At 59.4% G+C, this 18,373-nt stretch carries 15 protein-coding genes and 1 pseudogene; 11 read left to right on the top strand and 5 right to left on the bottom strand.

Translation table 11 applies throughout. The features are described from left to right. Positions 1 to 133: 133 nt before the first annotated feature. Both BSY17_RS02465 and BSY17_RS02470 read right to left on the bottom strand, forming a co-directional pair. Positions 134 to 1,972: an EAL domain-containing protein gene (locus BSY17_RS02465; protein WP_069064200.1), complete on the bottom strand. Its 1,839-nt coding sequence runs from the start codon at positions 1,970 to 1,972 to the stop codon at positions 134 to 136. Positions 1,973 to 2,041: 69 nt separating this feature from the next. After that, positions 2,042 to 2,488 (bottom strand): PA2169 family four-helix-bundle protein, encoded by a 447-nt coding sequence (locus BSY17_RS02470; RefSeq protein WP_069064201.1) that lies wholly within the window; start codon positions 2,486 to 2,488, stop codon positions 2,042 to 2,044. 709 nt (positions 2,489 to 3,197) lie between these two features. On the opposite strand from BSY17_RS02470, the gene BSY17_RS02480 reads away from it, so the two are divergent. From BSY17_RS02480 to BSY17_RS20765, 7 genes and pseudogenes are all read left to right on the top strand, one after another. After that, the gene (locus BSY17_RS02480) at positions 3,198 to 3,629 is read left to right on the top strand and encodes a MarR family winged helix-turn-helix transcriptional regulator (protein ID WP_069064203.1); all 432 of its coding nucleotides are present in this window, start codon (positions 3,198 to 3,200) and stop codon (positions 3,627 to 3,629) included. Positions 3,630 to 3,703: 74 nt separating this feature from the next. Continuing rightward, entirely contained in the window at positions 3,704 to 4,210 is a 507-nt protein-coding gene (locus BSY17_RS02485; protein ID WP_069064204.1) for a (2Fe-2S)-binding protein, read from the top strand. After that, positions 4,207 to 5,193, top strand: a complete 987-nt coding sequence (locus tag BSY17_RS02490) for an FAD binding domain-containing protein (protein ID WP_069064205.1) — start codon at positions 4,207 to 4,209, stop codon at positions 5,191 to 5,193. Before BSY17_RS02485 ends, BSY17_RS02490 begins: the two co-directional genes overlap by 4 nt. After that, positions 5,190 to 7,508 (top strand): xanthine dehydrogenase family protein molybdopterin-binding subunit, encoded by a 2,319-nt coding sequence (locus tag BSY17_RS02495; RefSeq protein WP_069064206.1) that lies wholly within the window; start codon positions 5,190 to 5,192, stop codon positions 7,506 to 7,508. The genes BSY17_RS02490 and BSY17_RS02495 overlap by 4 nt, the downstream gene beginning before the upstream one ends. A gap of 98 nt (positions 7,509 to 7,606) precedes the next feature. Continuing rightward, positions 7,607 to 8,712 (top strand): annotated as a pseudogene (locus BSY17_RS02500) (metallophosphoesterase). 807 nt (positions 8,713 to 9,519) lie between these two features. Continuing rightward, on the top strand, positions 9,520 to 11,328 hold the full coding sequence (locus tag BSY17_RS02505) for a glycosyltransferase family 2 protein (RefSeq protein WP_069064207.1): 1,809 nt from the start codon (positions 9,520 to 9,522) through the stop codon (positions 11,326 to 11,328). After that, positions 11,325 to 11,828: an SPOR domain-containing protein gene (locus tag BSY17_RS20765; protein WP_171899166.1), complete on the top strand. Its 504-nt coding sequence runs from the start codon at positions 11,325 to 11,327 to the stop codon at positions 11,826 to 11,828. The genes BSY17_RS02505 and BSY17_RS20765 overlap by 4 nt, the downstream gene beginning before the upstream one ends. On the opposite strand, the gene BSY17_RS02510 is transcribed toward BSY17_RS20765, so the two are convergent. Genes BSY17_RS02510 through BSY17_RS02520 form a run of 3 tightly spaced genes read right to left on the bottom strand, consistent with a single transcriptional unit; the run spans position 11,761 to position 13,749 of the window. Further along, positions 11,761 to 12,201, bottom strand: coding sequence for an ATP-binding protein (locus BSY17_RS02510; protein ID WP_069064208.1), 441 nt, complete (start codon positions 12,199 to 12,201; stop codon positions 11,761 to 11,763). The two genes, BSY17_RS20765 and BSY17_RS02510, sit on opposite strands and share 68 nt — an antisense overlap. Continuing rightward, a complete protein-coding gene (locus BSY17_RS02515; RefSeq protein ID WP_069064209.1) occupies positions 12,194 to 12,529 on the bottom strand; it encodes an STAS domain-containing protein in 336 nt (111 codons plus the stop codon). The genes BSY17_RS02510 and BSY17_RS02515 overlap by 8 nt, the downstream gene beginning before the upstream one ends. Further along, positions 12,526 to 13,749, bottom strand: coding sequence for a PP2C family protein-serine/threonine phosphatase (locus BSY17_RS02520; protein WP_069064210.1), 1,224 nt, complete (start codon positions 13,747 to 13,749; stop codon positions 12,526 to 12,528). Before BSY17_RS02520 ends, BSY17_RS02515 begins: the two co-directional genes overlap by 4 nt. Positions 13,750 to 13,954: 205 nt before the next feature. Between BSY17_RS02520 and bcsS the strand changes: the two genes are divergently transcribed. From bcsS to BSY17_RS02540, 4 genes are read left to right on the top strand one after another with little or no spacing between them, the layout of a single operon-like run. Continuing rightward, on the top strand, positions 13,955 to 14,638 hold the full coding sequence (bcsS, locus tag BSY17_RS02525; protein WP_069064211.1) for a cellulose biosynthesis protein BcsS: 684 nt from the start codon (positions 13,955 to 13,957) through the stop codon (positions 14,636 to 14,638). A 12-nt stretch (positions 14,639 to 14,650) separates the two neighbouring features. Beyond that, positions 14,651 to 15,526: a glycoside hydrolase family 16 protein gene (locus BSY17_RS02530; protein ID WP_171899167.1), complete on the top strand. Its 876-nt coding sequence runs from the start codon at positions 14,651 to 14,653 to the stop codon at positions 15,524 to 15,526. Then, a complete protein-coding gene (locus tag BSY17_RS02535) occupies positions 15,526 to 18,009 on the top strand; it encodes a CHASE3 domain-containing protein (RefSeq protein ID WP_069064212.1) in 2,484 nt (827 codons plus the stop codon). The genes BSY17_RS02530 and BSY17_RS02535 overlap by 1 nt, the downstream gene beginning before the upstream one ends. Then, positions 18,006 to 18,368 carry a response regulator gene (locus BSY17_RS02540; protein ID WP_069064213.1) on the top strand — a complete coding sequence of 121 codons (363 nt, stop codon included), beginning with the start codon at positions 18,006 to 18,008 and terminating at the stop codon, positions 18,366 to 18,368. The genes BSY17_RS02535 and BSY17_RS02540 overlap by 4 nt, the downstream gene beginning before the upstream one ends. The last annotated feature ends 5 nt before the right edge of the window (positions 18,369 to 18,373 follow it).

An 18,373-nucleotide genomic window follows, 5' to 3' on the forward strand; every position in this document is an offset into this window, starting at 1 on the left:
CTATCCTACTAAGTGATCAGCTGTCCTTGAGGTTTCATTGGGCGTAATCGCAGTGCCCGATGGCGAGTTCAAGCGTCCCGACTGGCAACGACGTTGCGGGCCCCAAGCCTTTGCAACGCTCGACAACAGCATGTCAGGACGCGCGCCTGCGCGGTGGATCGCGCATTGTTAGACCATCTAGGGGTGATCCTCCGGTTGCTTGCGGCTCGTCGGCCTTTTGCGCGCATTGCATTAGCATGTCGGTCATCGTGGCCCGATCGACCGCGCGCGAAAAGAGATAGCCCTGGCCCAATGCACAGCCAAAATCGCTCAGCTGCGACGCCTGACTTTCGGTTTCGATACCTTCGGCCACCACGCGGATGCCAAGCTTCCTGGCGATCAGAAACAGGCCCTCGACTATGGCCGTGCTGGCGTCATCCGGAGCCAGCCGGGCGACGAAGGACTTATCGATCTTGATGATGTCGACAGGGACGGTCAGCAGATGGGTAAGCGACGCAAATCCCGTTCCGAAATCGTCAAGTGCGATCTTCAGACCGTTGCTGCGCATTCTGGCTATCTCACGCGCGATGCCATTATCCCGATGGCCCAGATAGACGCCCTCGGTGATCTCGAGTATCAAATGTTCGAGGGGGACTCCCGCACGCACGAAAGCGGCGCTCAACTGTTCATAGAGTTCGCCGCGGTGGAAGTCCGCCGAGCAGACATTTACGCCCACATGCTGGAACGCAATGCCCATGTCGAGCCAACGGCGCACGTCTGCGGCGATGCGCGATAGCATGGTGTCCGTGATCGCGCAGGCGATTTGCGGATCCGACGTCGCTTCGCAGAATTCGGCAGCCGAACGGACATGACCATCTTCCGTAGTCAGCCGACATAGCGCCTCGACGCCGACGATTTCCCGCGTGTCCAGCCGCACGATAGGCTGATAATAAGCATCAATCCTGCCATCGCGCAGCGCGGCGCCGACCTCGCGAATGGCCGAGAGGCGATGGGTGATCGACGTTCCGATACCGGGCCAGTAGCGTACAAATCCGCCCCGGCCCGTTTCCTTGGCATGATAGAGCGCAAAATCTGCATTTTGCCATACGCTTTCGGCAACTTGATCGCCGTGCGCCAGAATGGCACCACCAATAGTCGCTTGAGGGTAGAGGATATGGCCGGGCCCCTGCACGGGTTGGGCCAGCCGATCAAGAATGCGCTCCGCCGTCGCTTCGATATTGCGAAGTGAGTCCGGCGCCTGAACGATAATCGCAAACTCATCGCCGCCAAGGCGGAATGGTCTGTCGGGCGCGCAAACCTCAGCGATGCGCGCAGCGACGTCGCGGAGCAAGACGTCGCCAGCATGATGGCCAAAAGTATCGTTGACGACCTTGAGATTGTCCAGGTCGAGCGCCAGCATGGCCCAAGCGCCCGGGTCGTTACAGTCCAGACCTGCCAGCGCCGCATTGAAGGAAGGCCGATTGGCTAATCCCGTCAGGTCATCGATATTGGCAAGCCTGTCCCGCTCCAGCACCCTTTCATGGCGCTCCATGGCGATGAGGCAAAGATATATGCACGCGGCAACGAACGCCTTCTCGACGTCGGACGGACCTCGTTTGTCGCGATAGTAGAAGGCAAAGGTGCCAAGCACTCTGTTCTTAGCGTCCAGGATTGGAGAGGACCAGCAAGCCTTATATCCAAGCGGCAGGATCAGATGCCGGAAGTCGCTCCAGCGCTCGTCATTCTCGATGTCACATACCGTGACAGCTTGCCCAAAATAGGCGGCCTCCCCACAAGATCCTATGTCAGGGCCGATGCCTAGCCCATCCAGCGCGCTGGAATAATGGTCAGGCAAGGAGGGGGCTGCAAGCGGGTGCAACAATCCGGCGCGATCGAGCGTAAGGATTGAGCACACGATATCGGGCACCGTTGCTTCGACCTCCCGGCAGAGACGGTCGGCGGTATCCTTAAGGCTTTCGCCTTTGGCCACCATCTCCAATATTATGTTCTGGAACCGGATCAAGAATTTGCAATCCCTTCGCGCGAGGACGATTAATCGTCCCTAGCCTGCGAGCTCGTGTTTAAGGCCGCTGATGGCGGTGTGCCCACTGGTAACGGACGCGTAAGCACGATTGACGACATCAAGGATTGATGCGCTCAACGCATCGTCGTTGCGCACCCTGTCGAATTCTTCCTTCAGATAATCTTCTCCGCGCTCGATCTCGCTGATGATGGCCTTGTCGCCGCCACCCAATGCGACCCTCAGATCCTCTATGCGCCGGTGTATCGTTGCTGCTGCCGATCCAAAGTCGTTGGGGGTACCGCCCAGAGCCCGGCTGGCCTCCTGCAGAAGCTCGACGGCCGCACGCCGCTGGGTTGCAAGGTCGATAAACAGGGCCTTGAGGTCCGGACTATCTACCTTCTGGGCGGAATGTTCATACCCCTTCACGCTGTCGATTAATGTGGTGACAAGGTCGTCGATCTTGCTGATATCGTGATTGGTGGACATCCTGCTCTCCTATGCACGCCAATCACTAATAATCATCTATCAGCAATAATGTTTCACGATTTATTATGTCACGGAATTTTTTCCGTTAACAACATATAAACTATAAAACAGTTTGGAACATAAAACATCAGTATATTAATAATTACAGATGATGAAAGTTCGGACCGGATGTATATCTTCATCGAACATTCATAAACGCAAATTAATTTATACTTATCGCATACAAACCCTGTTTTTAATGCATGATAAAGTTCAAACTTCTTGCCTGGGTCCGAGACGCATGGGCCATTGGTGCGTCAGATGCGCCGCTGTATGAGGAGCGCCTGTTGAACTGCCGACAGCCCATATTGTGGTCTGCGCAGACTGCGCCAAGACTTGACGCCTCGATCTTGACGCTTGGCAGCGCCCTGCTTCGACCTAAGGTGCCTGGTCAACCTCATACCGAACTTTAGAAGCGCACCGCTCGCAACGCGGTACGATGGACAGGCGAGCGAAAGTGAGACCATGCTTCCCCTATCGCTGAGTAAAGACCTGACAGATGTCATCAAGGCTATGAGCGATGTCGAAAGGGAAATCGCAAAAGCGGCCGTGCCGGAGGTGAGAGAGCAAAATCGCGGGCTAAGCGTCTTTCACCGGTCGATCATGTGATCACAAGGTTATGCGCAAGAGCATCTAGCCATAAGCAGGCCGGGCGCGTTATGCGATCGCTATGACAAAGCCGACCGACGACCAACTCACCACGCTGGGCTCTGCGTTCGAAACCTTCACGCGCCGCTACAAGCTGGCTGAAGCTATGAGCGCGCAGAAGCCTCTGAACGAACTCGACAAGCAGACGCTCTTCTATGTGGCCCAGCATCCTGCCTGCGGACCGAGCGACGTGGCGCGCTTTTTGGGCACGGCCAATACCACGATTTCGTCTGCGACCGACCGGCTGGTCAAGCGTGGCCTGCTCAAACGCGCCCGTGTCGAACAGGATCGCCGCGCCGTCGCCCTGGAACTGACCGGTGAGGGCCAGTCTTATGTCACTAATCAGCGCAAGACATATCAGGACATGTACCGGCTGATGCTGGAGCGGCTTGCGCCCCATGAACGCGATCAGTTCATCGCACTGATTGCGAAAATCATATATAACGATGATTGAATAATACGATGTTCGTATTATCTAGGAGAGCAGCACGCGGTCGCACCACTGCCGACGAATGAGGAGCAAGCCCCATGGCGATTACGGTCAACGGACACGATTTTCCGCCTCCAGACGACGCGCGGGTATCGCTGCTCGACCTGTTGCGGGAACGGTTGCACCTGACCGGCACGAAGGTCGGCTGTAACCAGGGGGCCTGCGGGGCGTGTACCGTCCTGCTGGACGGCAGGCGCGTCCTCTCCTGCCTCACCCTGGCGGTACAGGCGGACGGGCGATCCGTCACGACGATAGAGGGGCTGGGTACGGCCGAGGTTCTGCATCCGCTGCAAGCCGCGTTTATCGAGCATGACGGCTTCCAGTGCGGCTATTGCACGCCGGGCCAGATTTGCGCGGCGACAGCCATGTTGGAAGAAGTAGCTGCGGGCATGCCAAGCTACCTCACGGCCGATCTGGCAGCCGATAGCATCATCCTGTCGCGGGACGAGGTGCAGGAGCGGATGAGCGGCAATTTGTGCCGCTGCGGCGCGCATAACGGGATCATCGACGCGATTCTCGACGTTGCTGCGGAGCGCCGGCCATGAACCCCTTTAGCTATGCCCGCGCCGCTTCGGTGGCCGACGCCCTGAATATGACAGGTGGGCAGGGCGTTCGCCTTATGGGCGGCGGCACCAATTTGGTCGATCTGATGCGCAAGGGGGTGGATACACCCTGCCAGCTGATCGACGTCACGGCGCTGCCGGACGGGATAGATCGGGCGGAGGATGGCGGCCTGATCATCGGCGCGGCATCGCGCAACAGCGCGGTCGCCGCGCACCCTGTCGTGCGGTCCGATTATCCGATGCTGGCGCGCGCCATATTGGCCGGAGCATCGGCGCAGGTTCGCAACATGGCGACAGTCGGCGGCAATGTCATGCAGCGGACGCGGTGCCTGTATTTCAACGACGTGGCTGGCGCGCGCTGCAACAAGCGGGTGCCGGGCAGCGGGTGCGACGCCATTGGCGGTTTCAACCGCTACCACGCCATATTGGGCGGATCGGATGCCTGTATCGCCACCCACCCCTCGGACATGTGCGTTGCCCTCGCCGCCCTGGATGCCCAGATCCATATCGCGGGTCCGGCAGGCGAACGCACAGTTCCGCTCGTCGCGTTCCACCGCCTGCCCGGCGAACGGCCCGACATCGAGACGGTGCTCGATCCCACGGAGATCATCGTCGCAGTGTCGCTCCCGCCATCGTCGTTCGCGGCAAGCTCGGCCTATCGCAAGGTGCGCGACCGGGCGAGCTATGCCTTCGCCCTTGTCTCGGTTGCGGTGGGGATGACTATGCGTGAGGATAGGGTCGATGCCATCGCTGTGGCGTTCGGTGGCATCGCGCCCAAGCCCTGGCGCGCATCCCGGATAGAGGACGCGCTGCGCGGTGCGTCGCTATCACCGGCAGCGATAGAGAAGGCGTTCGAAGCGGAATTCGCCGGGTCAACGCAGCTGCCCGGCAATGGCTTCAAGCGCGGACTGGCGAAACGAACCCTGTCCGCCATGCTCGCCGAACTGGGAGGAGCTGCCCTGTGACCAAGATCCAGAACGCCGTCATCGGCTCGGTCCGGACCGTCATCGGCTGGGTGCCCGCAGGCTGGTTGCCGGGTGGTTCGCCCGACCCCCTGATCGAACGCCGGGCAGCGATCGGGCGGCAGGCTTCGCGACTGGACGGACCATTGAAGGTCGCAGGGGAGGCGCGCTTTGCCGCCGAAGTGGCGGTGGACAATCTCTCTTATGCCGCGCTGGTGCACAGCCCGATCACGCGGGGCCGGATCACGCGGCTGGACACGGACGCGGCGGAAGCGGCACCCGGTGTGATCTTCGTCGTGACGCATCGGAATATGCCGCGTCTTGGCACGCTGGCGCTGATCGGCATGAGCGACATGTCAGCCGTCGGGAACAGCGATCTGCCGATCCTGCAGGACGCGCACGTCCATTATAATGGTCAGATCGTCGCAGCCGTGATCGCTGAAACCCAGGAACAGGCCGATCACGCCGCCTCGCTGATTGTGATCGATTACACGGCCGAACCAGCAAAGACCCTTTTCGAGGAAGCCAAGGCGACAGCCCGGACTCCCGCGTCCATCCTGATCGAGAAGAACCATGTCGCGGTCGGCAATGCCGAACGCGAGCTGTCGCGGTCAGCACATAGTGTCGACAATGTCTATCGGACGCCACCGCAGAATCACAATGCGATCGAACTGCACACCGTCACCGCCATATGGGAGGGCGATGGCCTGCTGGTGCAGGACACGACGCAGATGGTCGCGCCAAGCGCGACGGCGCTTGCCAAGCTTTTCGGCCTGAAGAGGGAGCAGGTGCGGGTTCTCTCGCCCTTCGTGGGTGGCGGCTTCGGCGGTAAAGGCATGTGGGATCATCAGATCATTGCCGTCGCCGTGGCGCGGATGGTGGGGCGCCCGGTGCGCCTGACACTCAGTCGGGAGGGCGTCTACCGCATCATCGGCGGCCGGACCCCGTCCGAACAGCGTGTCGCCATCGGCGCGGATGCAGCGGGCAGGTTCACCGCGCTCATTCATAGCGGCTATTCGGTGATGCCGCCTTATGGCGCTTGCCCGGAGCAATATACGCTCGGTTCGCGGGCCCTTTATGACGCAAAAAGCTTCGAATTTCTTCAGCGCCATGTTGATCTCGACATTGTGCCCAATACCTTCATGCGCGCGCCTGGCGAGGCGATCGGCACTTTCGCGGTCGAGAGCGCGGTCGATGAGCTGGCGCATGCCATGGGCGTCGATCCGGTCGACCTGCGCATGACCAACATCGCCGAGCGGCATCCCGTCTCCGGCACCCCCTTCTCCCAGCATGCGCTGAAACAGGCTTTTAAAGACGGCGCGGACCGGTTCGGCTGGAGCCGTAGGGCTTTGGAGCCAGGTTCGCGACGCGAGGGCGAATGGCGGATCGGCATGGGCTGCGCTGCGGGCAGCTTTCCTTATGCGCGCATGCCGGGCGCCAATGTCCGCATTACGCTGCATGGCGATGGGTCGGCGACCATTGCCTGCTCCGCACAGGAAATGGGAATGGGCACGGCGACGGTGCAGGCGCAGCACGCGGCCGACCGGCTCGGGCTGCCGCTGGCGGCGATCCGTTTCGAACTGGGCGATTCCGACCTGCCCGCATCGCCCATGGCGGGGGGATCGTCGCAGACAGCCTCCGTCGCTGGAGCGATCATTGCCGCTGCAGAAAAGCTGACGGGCGAAATGCTGCGTCTGGCGGGCAATGCCAGCCCCGTCGCTGGCCTGCGCGCGAGCGAGGTTCAACTCACCGATGGCGGCATCGCCAGCATCGCCGATCCATCTCGGCATGACAGTTTCAAATCGATCCTTGCACGGGCTGCGCGCGATGACATGACTGTGACGGCGGCGGGCAGCATGCCGCTCGAAATGTTCAAATTCGCCATGCACACCACGTCCGCCGTCTTCTGTGAACTGCGCGTCAGCGACGTGACCGGGGAAGTGCGCGTCGATCGGCTATTGGGTTCCTTCGATTGCGGCACGATCCTTAATCCCAAGACCGCGGCGAGTCAGTTCCGGGGCGGCATGATCATGGGTCTTGGCCTTGCCCTCACCGAGGAAAGCTTGTTCGATGAGCGCAGTGGCCGGATCATGAATGCGTCGCTCGCCGACTATCATATCCCGACCCATCTGGACGTGCCACAGATCGATGTGATGTGGACAGACATTCCTGATCCCCGCTCGCCGCTGGGGGCGCGGGGTATCGGGGAGATTGGCATAACCGGAGTCGGTGCCGCCGTGGCGAACGCGGTGTTCAACGCGACCGGCAAGCGGGTGCGCGACCTTCCAATAACATTGGACAAGCTGTTGCCGGATTGAAGCGGTATCTGCGTCTGCCTCATCCCGATATATCGACCCTGATGGTGCGGGCGGCGTTTCATGCGCCGACCCTCGTTAATGTCACCGGAGCATATCCCATTTTCCACCTGATCTTCGCGCTGCCCTCTATGCTCGTCATCACGCGCTTCCTGTGGCTACTGCCATGGCCGCTGGCGGTGAAGATCGCCCTCGCGGTGCTGATGCTGGTCGCTTCGCAGTTCCAATATTGGAGCAAGCTGTCGTCCGGATCGATCTTCGCGCCCGAGTTCCCGCGCGCCATCGTCATTCTGTTCAACTGGGCGGGCGCCTCGCCCTGATGCAGTTGCTCGCCGATGTGGCTTTGCTCGCCCTGTGGTTGGCGTCGGGACGAAACGCAGCGATGGCCCTCGAAATTCGCTATGTTATGGCTGCCGCAGCCATGCTCCTCGCTTGGGTCGGTGTGTATAATGCGACGCGGGTTCCCTCCCTCAAGGATGTCAGGATCGATATTGCCGGGCTCCCGCCACAGTTCGACGGCTACACCCTGGTGCAACTGACCGACCTCCACATCAGCCGCCTGTTTCCGGCCGGATGGACGCGGGCTGTTGTCGATCGTACAAAAGCGCTCGATGTCGATCTGATCGTGATAACAGGCGATGTCATCGACGGCAGCCTCGCGATGCGCCGGGCGGATGTCGAGCCTTTGCGCGACCTGCGCGCGCGCGATGGCGTGTTCATGAGTCCGGGCAACCATGAATATTTCCTCGGCTATCAGGAATGGATGCGGCATTTCGCTGAAATGGGCATGCACATACTGGCCAATGACCAGGTGGTTCTCCGCCGTCAGGGCGGCAACCTCATACTCGTCGGCGTGACGGACAGGACGGCCCCGGCAACCGGAATGCCGCCTCCGGACTTGGCAGCCGCCTTGGCTGGTGCGCCGGCAGGCGCTCCCATTCTCCTGCTCGACCACCAACCCGGTCCAGCACACACGGCGGCGGCGTGCGGTGTTTCGCTTCAGCTGTCCGGCCATACCCATGGCGGCATGATCCCTGGACTGGATCGCCTCGTGGCGATGGGCAATAAGGGCTTCGTGTCCGGACGCTATATGGTCGACGGAATGACGCTCTATGTGAACAATGGGACTGGTATATGGCCTGGATTTGCAATGCGTCTGGGCCGTCCCGCCGAACTCACCCGGATTACGCTTCACAGAAAATCCTGACAGGCTTGGCCAACGCCGGTCACCTTAGGGAGCGAACTTCCAACAGTGAGCTTTTCTAAGCGTTGAGTGAGCGATTGGTTATCGCCCACATCTCATGGAGACCAAGCGGTCCGCTCCTGCGAGCAAATTTGGTTATCGATTGGCGTTTGAGGGGCGACTCGCGACCTGGCCCTGTTTACCCTGGTTAGAAAGGGAATAAGCGACACTGGCACTTCGCCGTCAGTCTAAGCGATTTGCTATCGGCGGCTTGTATCACATATCCGTCACATTGCGTCCTGCCGGTCCGGTATAACAAACACCACCATTGCATCAAAATCAGCTAAGACCTTGTTTGGATGGCAGTTGATACTTCTCGCGCAAACTCTGCCACCGATACATTTATCCCGACGCACTTGAATATTGCCGCTTGCAACAGCGCAAGCTCGCCGCTTAACGTCAACGCTAAATCGAGTTCCTCACTCCGTTAATTCATTCGCCGACCATGGCTGAATGATCGAACGACGGGTATCTGCCCACAAACCCCAAAGATTGCGGAGGTAAGACGAAAAGAGCCTTCGGCCTACCGCTGCTTCGTCTGTGAATGGGACTGAAAGCCGTTCTTGATATTCGATCCTCCCTGCTTTTAAATGTTCCCGCCGTTGACGTTCAGCACTCGTGTTGCGAATCAAAGCCCGGAAAAATAATGATAATTTCATTAACCTTGTTCAATCCTTGTTTCCGAGGAACAAAAATCTAGGATGCCAAGATGGCAGTTCTCGATTCCAGTTTGGACACATTCTCGTCGAAGGCCTTCAGAAGAGGGCGAATTTGACCTTTTACTTCACCCAGTTCGAGCATCGCCGCCCTCCTCCTCCGCTGCCCAATTCGCTTGTGCGGGAGAAAATCTGGCAAATATTAGGAGTTACCAGCTTGGCGCTGGGGGCCTGGTATATCCACTGGCGCTGGACGCAATCACTCAACTGGGATGCCTTGTGGTTCGCCATCCCGTTGCTGCTGGCGGAAAGCTGCGCCTATTTAGGGCTGATCCTGTTCACGCTCAATCTTTGGAAAGTGAAAGATTTCCCTATCCTGACGCCGCCTGAAGGGATCAACCAGTGCGTCGCGGATCCCGATGGACTAGATCGACCCGTGGCCGTCGATGTCTTCATCGCGACCTATAATGAAGACGAAGAACTGGTTCGCCTCAGCATCCGCGATGCCAAGGCGATGCGCTACCCCCACCCGATCGATCTGCATGTCCATGTCCTTGACGATGGACGCCGCCCGACCATGCGGGCCATCGCGGAGGAAGAGGCGGTGGGCTATATAACACGCGACAATAATGTCGGCTTCAAGGCCGGAAATCTGCGCAACGCCATGGAACATACCAGCGGTGACTTCATCCTGATCTGCGACGCGGATACCCGGCCGTTCCCCACGTTGCTGGAACGGACGCTGGGCTATTTCCGCGACCCCGACGTAGCGTTCGTTCAGACGCCGCAATGGTTCTATGACCTGCCCGAGGGCGAGACCCTGACCCACTGGCTGACGCGACGCATGGGACGCCCTGGACGATGGCTTGGCAGCGCCACCGAATGGATCTTTGGCGAAATTCGAGTAGGCGAGGACCCCTTTGCCAATGACCCAGCCTTATTTTACGATATTATCCAGCGGCGGCGCAATGCGTTTAACGCCGCCTTCTGCTGTGGCGCGGCATCGCTGCACCGGCGCGAGGCCATAATGTTCGTGGCGCTAAAGGCCTATGGCGATGCGGTCGCCAAGACAAGCGGCGAGACCCGTTCGCGCCTGGCACGCCTGACACGGCGCTGCGACAATGCCCAATCCCAGGCGTTGGCGCGCTGGCAGGCGGCGCAAGCCGAGGAACTCACGCCATATAAATTCCATGTGTCGGAGGACATTTATACGTCCATCGTCCTGCATCAGGACCAACATCGTCGCTGGAAATCCGTGCTGCATCCGCAGGTAGAATCGAAGATGCTCTCTCCGCAGGACTTGCTGACCTGGACCATCCAACGGTTCAAATATGCCGGCGGCAGCCTCGACATATTCTTCCATGACAATCCCGTCGTTGCACCGGGCATGTCGCTGGGACAGAGGCTGATGTATCTGACCACTTTCTGGTCATATCTGGGGGCGGTGTGGAACTGCATTTTTCTGCTCGCGCCGTTGGTCTATCTGTTCCTAGGTGTCGCTCCGGTGAGCGCCTATACCGGCGACTTCTTCAGCCACGCCCTGCCTTTCCTGATTGCCAACGAACTGGCGTTTCTCGCAGGAACATGGGGCATGTCCGGCTATAAGGGGAAGGTCAGCTATCTGGCTTCATTCCCTATTTCCCTGCGTGCCTTGTGGGCGGTGCTACGCAACCAACAGATCAAATTTCCGGTAACGCCCAAGGAACGACAGGATGGTAATTTCCTGCACTTGGTCTGGCCGCAAATCACGATCATGACCCTGACCGTTCTGGGCTTGGCTTGGGCAACGTTGGCTTGGCGGCTGGAAATCGGCAGCTACACGCCGGGCGGCCTGATCGCCAATGGCCTATGGGGCCTGAACAATATCCTAGCTATGTCGATAATGGTCCGCGCAGCGCTGTGGCAACCGGAGCATCAAGCATGAGTTGGCGAGACGGCCTGCGCAAAGGACGAAGTCATCTGCTTTCTGCATTTGTGCTGGCGGCCGGTGGCCTGCTGGTGGTCAACATCGAAGATGATACGCTGGAACAGGAAACAGGCGGCACGCCCCGGTCCGGTTCATCCCCTGCCATATCAACCGTTGCGCCCAGCACCCCAACACCCCCGGCTCCATTACCTTCGGTGAGCCAGCTGGCATCCCGCGCTGCGCCGCGAGCTTCCGATAAAAAGCGCGCTTATGTTCAGATCGGCGCCTACCAAAGCGAGGCCCGCGCAGCGCGCGAGGGGCGGCAGGTTCTGCGCGAACTGGGTGACCCGGCCGACATTGGCGTGCGGATTGAACCGTTCCGCTCGCTCTATCGCCTGCAACTGGGGCCATTGGCGGTGCCAGATGCAGCGCCGCTTTGCCAGCGACTGGTCAGCCAGGAACGGGATTGCCAGTTGGTGTGGAGGGATCAAAAAACTTCTTCAAAGACAGGCAGTTGACGCCCGCATTGCGATGATAGTCGATCACGTCGATACAGGACTGGATGATCTGGATACCGCGCCCGCTTTCTGCCTCCAGCGAAAAGGGGCGACACATCGTCATCTGCCCATCCTGCATAGGAATGCCAAGGTCGGTCAGGTCCAGTTCCACGACACCATGCCCTTGGCGTACCGCTAGGCGGATCGTTCCGTCGCTCCGCCCGGCATAGCCGTGAAGGATGATGTTATTGGCCGCTTCCACGAGCGCCAGTTCCAGGTCTATCGCTGCCTGTGGCGCCACCCCGGCATTGGCGCAACTGGCGTTGAGATGATCAGCAAGCTGCGCCACCGCGTCCAGCCGCGCCGGAATTTCGACGATATCAGGGTCAGTCACCGAGCACGGCCCTGGCAGAGTCCACGTTGTCCGTCAGGCTGAATACGGTGTCCAGCCGGGTTAGTTCGAACAGACGCCGCACCGATGGCTGAGCCCCTGCCACCGCCAGCGCGCCATCCTTTCCCAGCATCTTGAGTAGTGAGACCAGCACGCCGAGTCCTGTACTGTCCATGAAGCTGACGTCGCCCATGTCCAGTAACACCCTTTTGGCCCGCCCATTCAGCTGCGCCTGGATATCCGCCTTGAAGGCGGGGCCGGCGGCAGCGTCCAGTCGGGCGGCTGTCACCTTGATGATTGCCAGGTCGCCGTCGAGTGTGATGATGGTCATGCCGTTCCCTGCATTTGTTTCGTGGATATTTCCAGCGCGAGTAGCGAGATATCGTCTTCCAGTCCCGCTGAACCGTGCCTGGTCCGCAATGCTGCATCGATCTGCTGCACCATCTGGTCGATCGGATAGGATTTGGCGGCGGCGAGCAGGACACGCAAGCCTGACTGTTCCAACATCGTGCCTTGTGTGTCGCAACATTCGGTCACGCCATCGGAATACAGAATGAGCCGGTCACCAGGCAGAAGCTCGAAGGGCGTGGTATCGAACGTAGCTGCAGGGAACCAGCCAAGCGGAAAAGCCCCTTCGAGCACCAACGGCGCAACGTCCTCCCGATGCATGATGAATGGAGGTGGATGGCCTGCACAGATGATCCAGCCCTCGCCGCTTTGCGGAAAGAGCAGACCACATATCAGTGTGGCATAGCTTTCCGATTGCTGCCCTTCAATTTCCCGATTGAGGTCACTGATCGCTTGCGACAATGCGGCTGGCGTATCGGGGGCGAGTTGCGAGAGCCGGTGATGGATATGAAAGGATGCCAGTGCGGCGGGCACGCCATGGCCCTGGACATCAGCCAGGAAGAAAAGATGCGCTCCGTTGCGTAAGGGGATGAGGCCGATCGTATCCCCGCTGATATGCTGGGCTGGCCGATAGGTCCATGCCACCTGCAAGGGGCCATGGCTGTCCTGGTCGGGCAAAAGCCGCCGGTGGAGGGCTGCCGCGGCATCAAGATCTGCCTGGACCCGTCGATAGGCTTCCCGCGTGCGGGCGTTGGCCGCTGCCAGATGGTGATTACGACGCTGCAAGCGGTAATGTAGTGCAACGTTGCGCCGGGCCGATGCCATCGCCAGTTCCAACTGGATGCGGTCGAGGGGCTTGAACAGAAAATCGTCAACGCCCGCATTCAGGGCGTGGCGGATAGTATGGCTATCACCCCTGGCGGTGGTCATGACCACGTGCAGGAAGCGATCACGGCCATGCAGCGCGCGGATACGCTCTACCAGCGCTATGCCATCCATCCCTGGCATCTGCCAGTCGGTGACGACCATGTCGAAAACATTGTCCTGGAGTAGGGTTAGCGCCTTTTCCGCATCCATCGCGCACTGCGCGGTGCAGTTGAGCGTTTCCAATTCCCAGGTCAAATATTCCAGAAACAGGTCATCATCATCGACCAGCAGCACGTTGAGCGGTCGTTCGCTATGCCGGGATCCCGACGATATCATCCTTGTCGCCTCCCTGTCTGCAACGGTGGCCACCCTTACCTTAGCTGGCAAACCATAACAGGAAAAAAGCCTTTAATCGCTTGATCTTGTGAGAAACACGCCTAATCGATGCTTAAGCAAAAATAAGCTGTCGCGCGTTCACGCCTTGTCGTTATGATCATCGATGAAAGCCAGATGTCCTGTGCGCATTCGGAGCCTTTATTTAATGACGCGATCCTTTTTATGCGGCCTGGCACTGCTGTCGTGCATGGCCCCCGCCAACGCCCAGGATCGTGGCGTACTATATGCCGGTGGCGCCGCGGGGGATGGCGCAGGCGGCTATGTGGGTGGGCTGATAGCCCTACCCGGCGACTCCTTGGGTAACGGGCTGGCGGTTCGGGCAGGCGTCAATGGTGGTACCTATCGCTATCGCACGAGCGAGCGGATCGAAGCCACCTACATCGGTGCAGAGATCGCTCTGGTCTATCAAATGTCGGGCGATTGGGGCTGGGCAAATATATCCGCCGGGCCGCGCATTACAGATACCAACCTGGATCCGAATGATCGGGGTAACAAACTGCGCGGCACCCGGTTCGACGCAGGATTGCAGACAGACGGTGCGCTGGGCAATCAATGGCGGATGGGATGGTTCGGTTCGTGGGGCGTCCGCAACGAATCATACATCGCGCAGTTGCGACTGACCCGCCTTGTCAGCGCCAGCAGCGGAACGCGTGTCGGTGTAGAGAGCATAGTACAGGGCGATCCGACCTACACGCGCGCCAGTCTGGGTGCCCATGTCGCCACGCCGTTGGGTGGCGGATGGGAAGGGCAGGTTTCCGCAGGCGCGAGCGAACAGGCGGGACGGAACGCGAGACCCTATGCGTCGCTAGGCGTCAGCCGCGTCTTTTAGGCCGCTGGTGGCGTGGCGCTGCACCGTCATGGGAGCGCTGCGCGCTGGGTCGGGCCATTGCTCCTGACGGGCTGCGTTCCCGCGCCTTCCGTAGCCATGCGTGACGGACCATCGCCTGCGCCATCGGCGGCTTTGACCGTGCCGCCCCACTATCAACTGACATGGGCCGACGAGTTCGATAGCGGTGTCGAACCCGATCCGCGTCGTTGGGCCTATGACACGCACCGCAATCGCAAGGGCTGGTATAATGGCGAAGCGCAATATTATGCGCGCCGTCGTCCCCGCAATGTGCGGGTAACGAAGGGTTCGCTGATCATCGAAGCCCATGCCGAGACGTTGGATCGCGCGGCTTTTTCCGACTGGGGCGGTCAGGCCTATACTTCTGGTCGACTGATCACGCGCGGGAAGCAAGGCTGGACTTACGGCTTTTTTGAAATACGTGCGCGCATGCCATGCGGACGCGGTACATGGCCAGCCATCTGGCTTCTGCCCGTGCAGGAAAGTGGCCGCTGGCATGGTGGCGAAATCGACATTGCCGAGCATGTCGGGAGCGATGCCGGGGCAGTGCATCATTCCATCCAGACTGGGGAACGCAATTTCCGGCGCGGCGATCATCCCACAGCCACCACCGCAATCGCGGACGCCTGCACGCAATTTCACCGCTACCAATTACACTGGACCCATGATCTCATCCGGTTCGGGGTGGATGACAGGCCTACGCTTACCTTCCATCCGGCCGAACTGGGCATGCAATTCGATCGGCCGATGTTCCTGATCCTTAATCTGGCCATCGGCGGGCCATGGGGCGGTGCGCAGGGCATCGACGAAACTGCCCTGCCTGCTAAGTTGGAAATCGACTATGTCCGGGTCTATCAAGGAATGCCATAATGATACGTTTCCTTCAGTGGCGTCGCCTTGTCGCGATTATTGCGGCGATCAGCATTCCGATTATCATCTTTTTTGTAGCGGCCATGATGATGGTGCAGGCGAATGATGCCAAGGAATTAAGGCGCGTTGTTGACCTATCTTATCAGCGCCGCGCCATGTTGCAGATCATTTTGTCAGAACATCAGGATATCGAAACCGGGCAGCGTGGCTATCTCCTCTCCGGCGATCCCAGCTTTCTCGATCCCTATCTGAAGGCCCGCCAACAGATGGACTCAACGCTGGCGCAGGTGGAGAAGTTACAGACACCAGCGGCAGTTGGAAGCGACATGACGCGGCTGCGCGATCTAACCCGGCAGAAACTGGCCTTTTCCGCCCGCACGATCGCCCTACGTCAAAATAATGATTTCGCCGGCGCGCAAGCAATGGTGATCGGTGGCGACGGCAAACGATTGATGGATGGCATCCGCGCTGAAATTGGACAGCTGCGACGGGCGGAGGAGGGGCGCCTGGCTATTCTCTCGAAAGAATCCGATGAAGCCCAATCCAAATTACGCCTGCACAGTTTCCTGCTGCTGGGCCTGCTGACCACCTTACTGTGCATTAGTGGACTGATCATTTTCCGAGCCTTTCGCGCCCGCGCCGCCGCGCTCGCGCGGCTGGACGATCTTTCGCGGCGACGCGAGGCCATTCTCGACGGTGCCATGGACGCTATTTTGATCCTTAACCCCAGCGGAAGTATAGAAGGGGTCAACAAGGCAGCGAGCCGGATATATGGCTACACGGCCGATGAATTGCTGCGGCGCGATGTCGGCATGTTGTTCGCCGATCCACCGCCCCGCGGCCAAGTCGCCACCTATCTGCGTAATATGCGGCTGGTGGAAGGCGAGCCTGGCTATCTTCAGGAAATACCGGGCCGCCGCGAAGATGGTACCGTTTTCCCGTGTGATGTTGCGGTCACAGCTGTCTTGCTGGCCGATGGTATCCATTATGTGGTGGTGGCGCGCGACATCAGCGAACGAAAGCGCGTTGAACGGCTGAAGGCGGAATTCGTCGCCAGTGTCAGCCATGAATTGCGGACGCCGTTGACGTCTATCGCGGGGTCGCTCGGACTGCTCGTCGGCGGTGCTGGCGGTGTGATGCCCGATCGCGCGCAGCGGCTGATCACAATAGCTCATGATAACGCCGAGCGGCTGGTTCGCCTGATCAACGACATTCTGGATATCGAAAAGATCGATTCGGACCAGATGACATTCAATAACAGCTATGTTGATCTGGGTGCGATCCTGCAGCAGGCAGTCGAGCAGAATCGGGGTTATGCGGATCGGTTCAAGGTGTCGCTCAATCTTGGACCAGTGCCGATCAATGCCTATTTGTGGGCCGATGCCGACCGGCTAATGCAGGTGTTAGCCAACCTCATTTCCAACGCCGCCAAATTTTCGCCGCCGGGCGAGACGGTCGATATCATAACCTGGTCAGACAACAACCGGCACAGGATCAGCATCTGTGACCGGGGGGCCGGTATTGACGAGGCGTTTCGGTCGCGCATCTTCAATCGGTTCGCACAGGCCGATTCATCTGACACACGACAAAAAGGCGGCACCGGTCTGGGGCTTAGTATCGTCCGGGAAATCGTTACCAAACTGGGCGGCGAAATCAGTTTCGACTCCGAATTAGGCAAGGGGTCGCAGTTTCACATTGACCTACCTGCAGCGCGGCCGGAAGAAGCAAAAGGTCCGGTCGACCGGCTATTGATCTGCGAACGTGACCTGGAACTGGCTACACAGATGTCAAAGGCGTTAGAGGCTTCTGGCTTGGCCTGCGATATCGTTCATAGCACGACTGATGCGATGGAACAGGCACGGACCCGCCGTTACAGAGTAGTTCTGGTGGATTCCAACCTGCCCAGCGGGGGGGGCATCGGACTGGTTCGCAATCTGCGCAGACAGCCGGGGATGGAGAACATACCTATACTGATGATTTCGGCTGATAGCCGTCACGGTGGGATTGAGGCGGAAGCATTGCGTATCGTCGATTGGCTTCAAAAGCCCGTGCCGCTGGACCAGCTTATCACTGCTGTCCGTCAAACGATAACCCACCGGGAACGTGCCGGCCAGCCAGATGTCCTGCATGTTGACGATGATCCAGATGTGCTGCGGGTGGTTGCGACAGCTTTGGAAGGGCAGGTTAACCTAACGTCTGTGACCAGCGTCCAGGCCGCGCGAGTCGCCTTGTCCGACCGTGCGTTCGATTTGGCCATATTGGACCTAGGCCTGGCCGACGGATCCGGGCTTGACCTGTTGCCTAACCTAAGAGTCTCCGGCGGCATCCCAATCCCGGTCATTATCTTCTCCGCCCAAGATGCCGACCCAGATGTCGCAGCCTCGGTGCAGGCCTATCTGACCAAGTCACGCACGCCCATTGAGCGTTTGGTAGGAACGGTCCAGCATCTGTGGCAGCAGACCGATGAAGAGGCGGAACGATGATATCCATCCTCTATGTCGATGATGACGACGATATTCGCGAGATTGCCGACATCGCGCTGAGCCTGGACCCCGAGCTGGAGGTGCGCCTATGCGCATCAGGCAAAGATGCGGTCGCGATTGCAGCAGCATGGCAACCGGCGCTCATCCTGCTGGACTTCATGATGCCGGGTATGGATGGCCCAGCGACATTGCACGCTTTACGGAACCAGGCCGAGACACGCAATATTCCGATCGTCTTTATCACCGCGCGCAGTTCCCAGCGTGACATTGCCACCCTTTTGGCGCTGGGTGCGGCGGGCGTACTGGCAAAGCCATTCGACCCGATGACGCTGGCAGCCGAAGCGCGGCAATTCCTGTGACTGAA

The sequence above is a fragment of the Sphingobium sp. RAC03 genome (genome assembly GCF_001713415.1).
Lineage (GTDB): Bacteria > Pseudomonadota > Alphaproteobacteria > Sphingomonadales > Sphingomonadaceae > Sphingobium.

Coding starts and splice junctions, on each gene's coding strand:
- BSY17_RS20765 (WP_171899166.1), top strand. CDS start 11,325: ATGAGTTGGCGAGACGGCCTGCGCAAAGGACGAAGTCATCTGCTTTCT.
- BSY17_RS02480 (WP_069064203.1), top strand. CDS start 3,198: ATGACAAAGCCGACCGACGACCAACTCACCACGCTGGGCTCTGCGTTC.
- BSY17_RS02540 (WP_069064213.1), top strand. CDS start 18,006: ATGATATCCATCCTCTATGTCGATGATGACGACGATATTCGCGAGATT.
- BSY17_RS02535 (WP_069064212.1), top strand. CDS start 15,526: ATGATACGTTTCCTTCAGTGGCGTCGCCTTGTCGCGATTATTGCGGCG.
- BSY17_RS02490 (WP_069064205.1), top strand. CDS start 4,207: ATGAACCCCTTTAGCTATGCCCGCGCCGCTTCGGTGGCCGACGCCCTG.
- BSY17_RS02470 (WP_069064201.1), bottom strand. CDS start 2,488: ATGTCCACCAATCACGATATCAGCAAGATCGACGACCTTGTCACCACA.
- BSY17_RS02520 (WP_069064210.1), bottom strand. CDS start 13,749: ATGATATCGTCGGGATCCCGGCATAGCGAACGACCGCTCAACGTGCTG.
- bcsS (WP_069064211.1), top strand. CDS start 13,955: ATGACGCGATCCTTTTTATGCGGCCTGGCACTGCTGTCGTGCATGGCC.
- BSY17_RS02515 (WP_069064209.1), bottom strand. CDS start 12,529: ATGACCATCATCACACTCGACGGCGACCTGGCAATCATCAAGGTGACA.
- BSY17_RS02465 (WP_069064200.1), bottom strand. CDS start 1,972: ATGGTGGCCAAAGGCGAAAGCCTTAAGGATACCGCCGACCGTCTCTGC.
- BSY17_RS02485 (WP_069064204.1), top strand. CDS start 3,704: ATGGCGATTACGGTCAACGGACACGATTTTCCGCCTCCAGACGACGCG.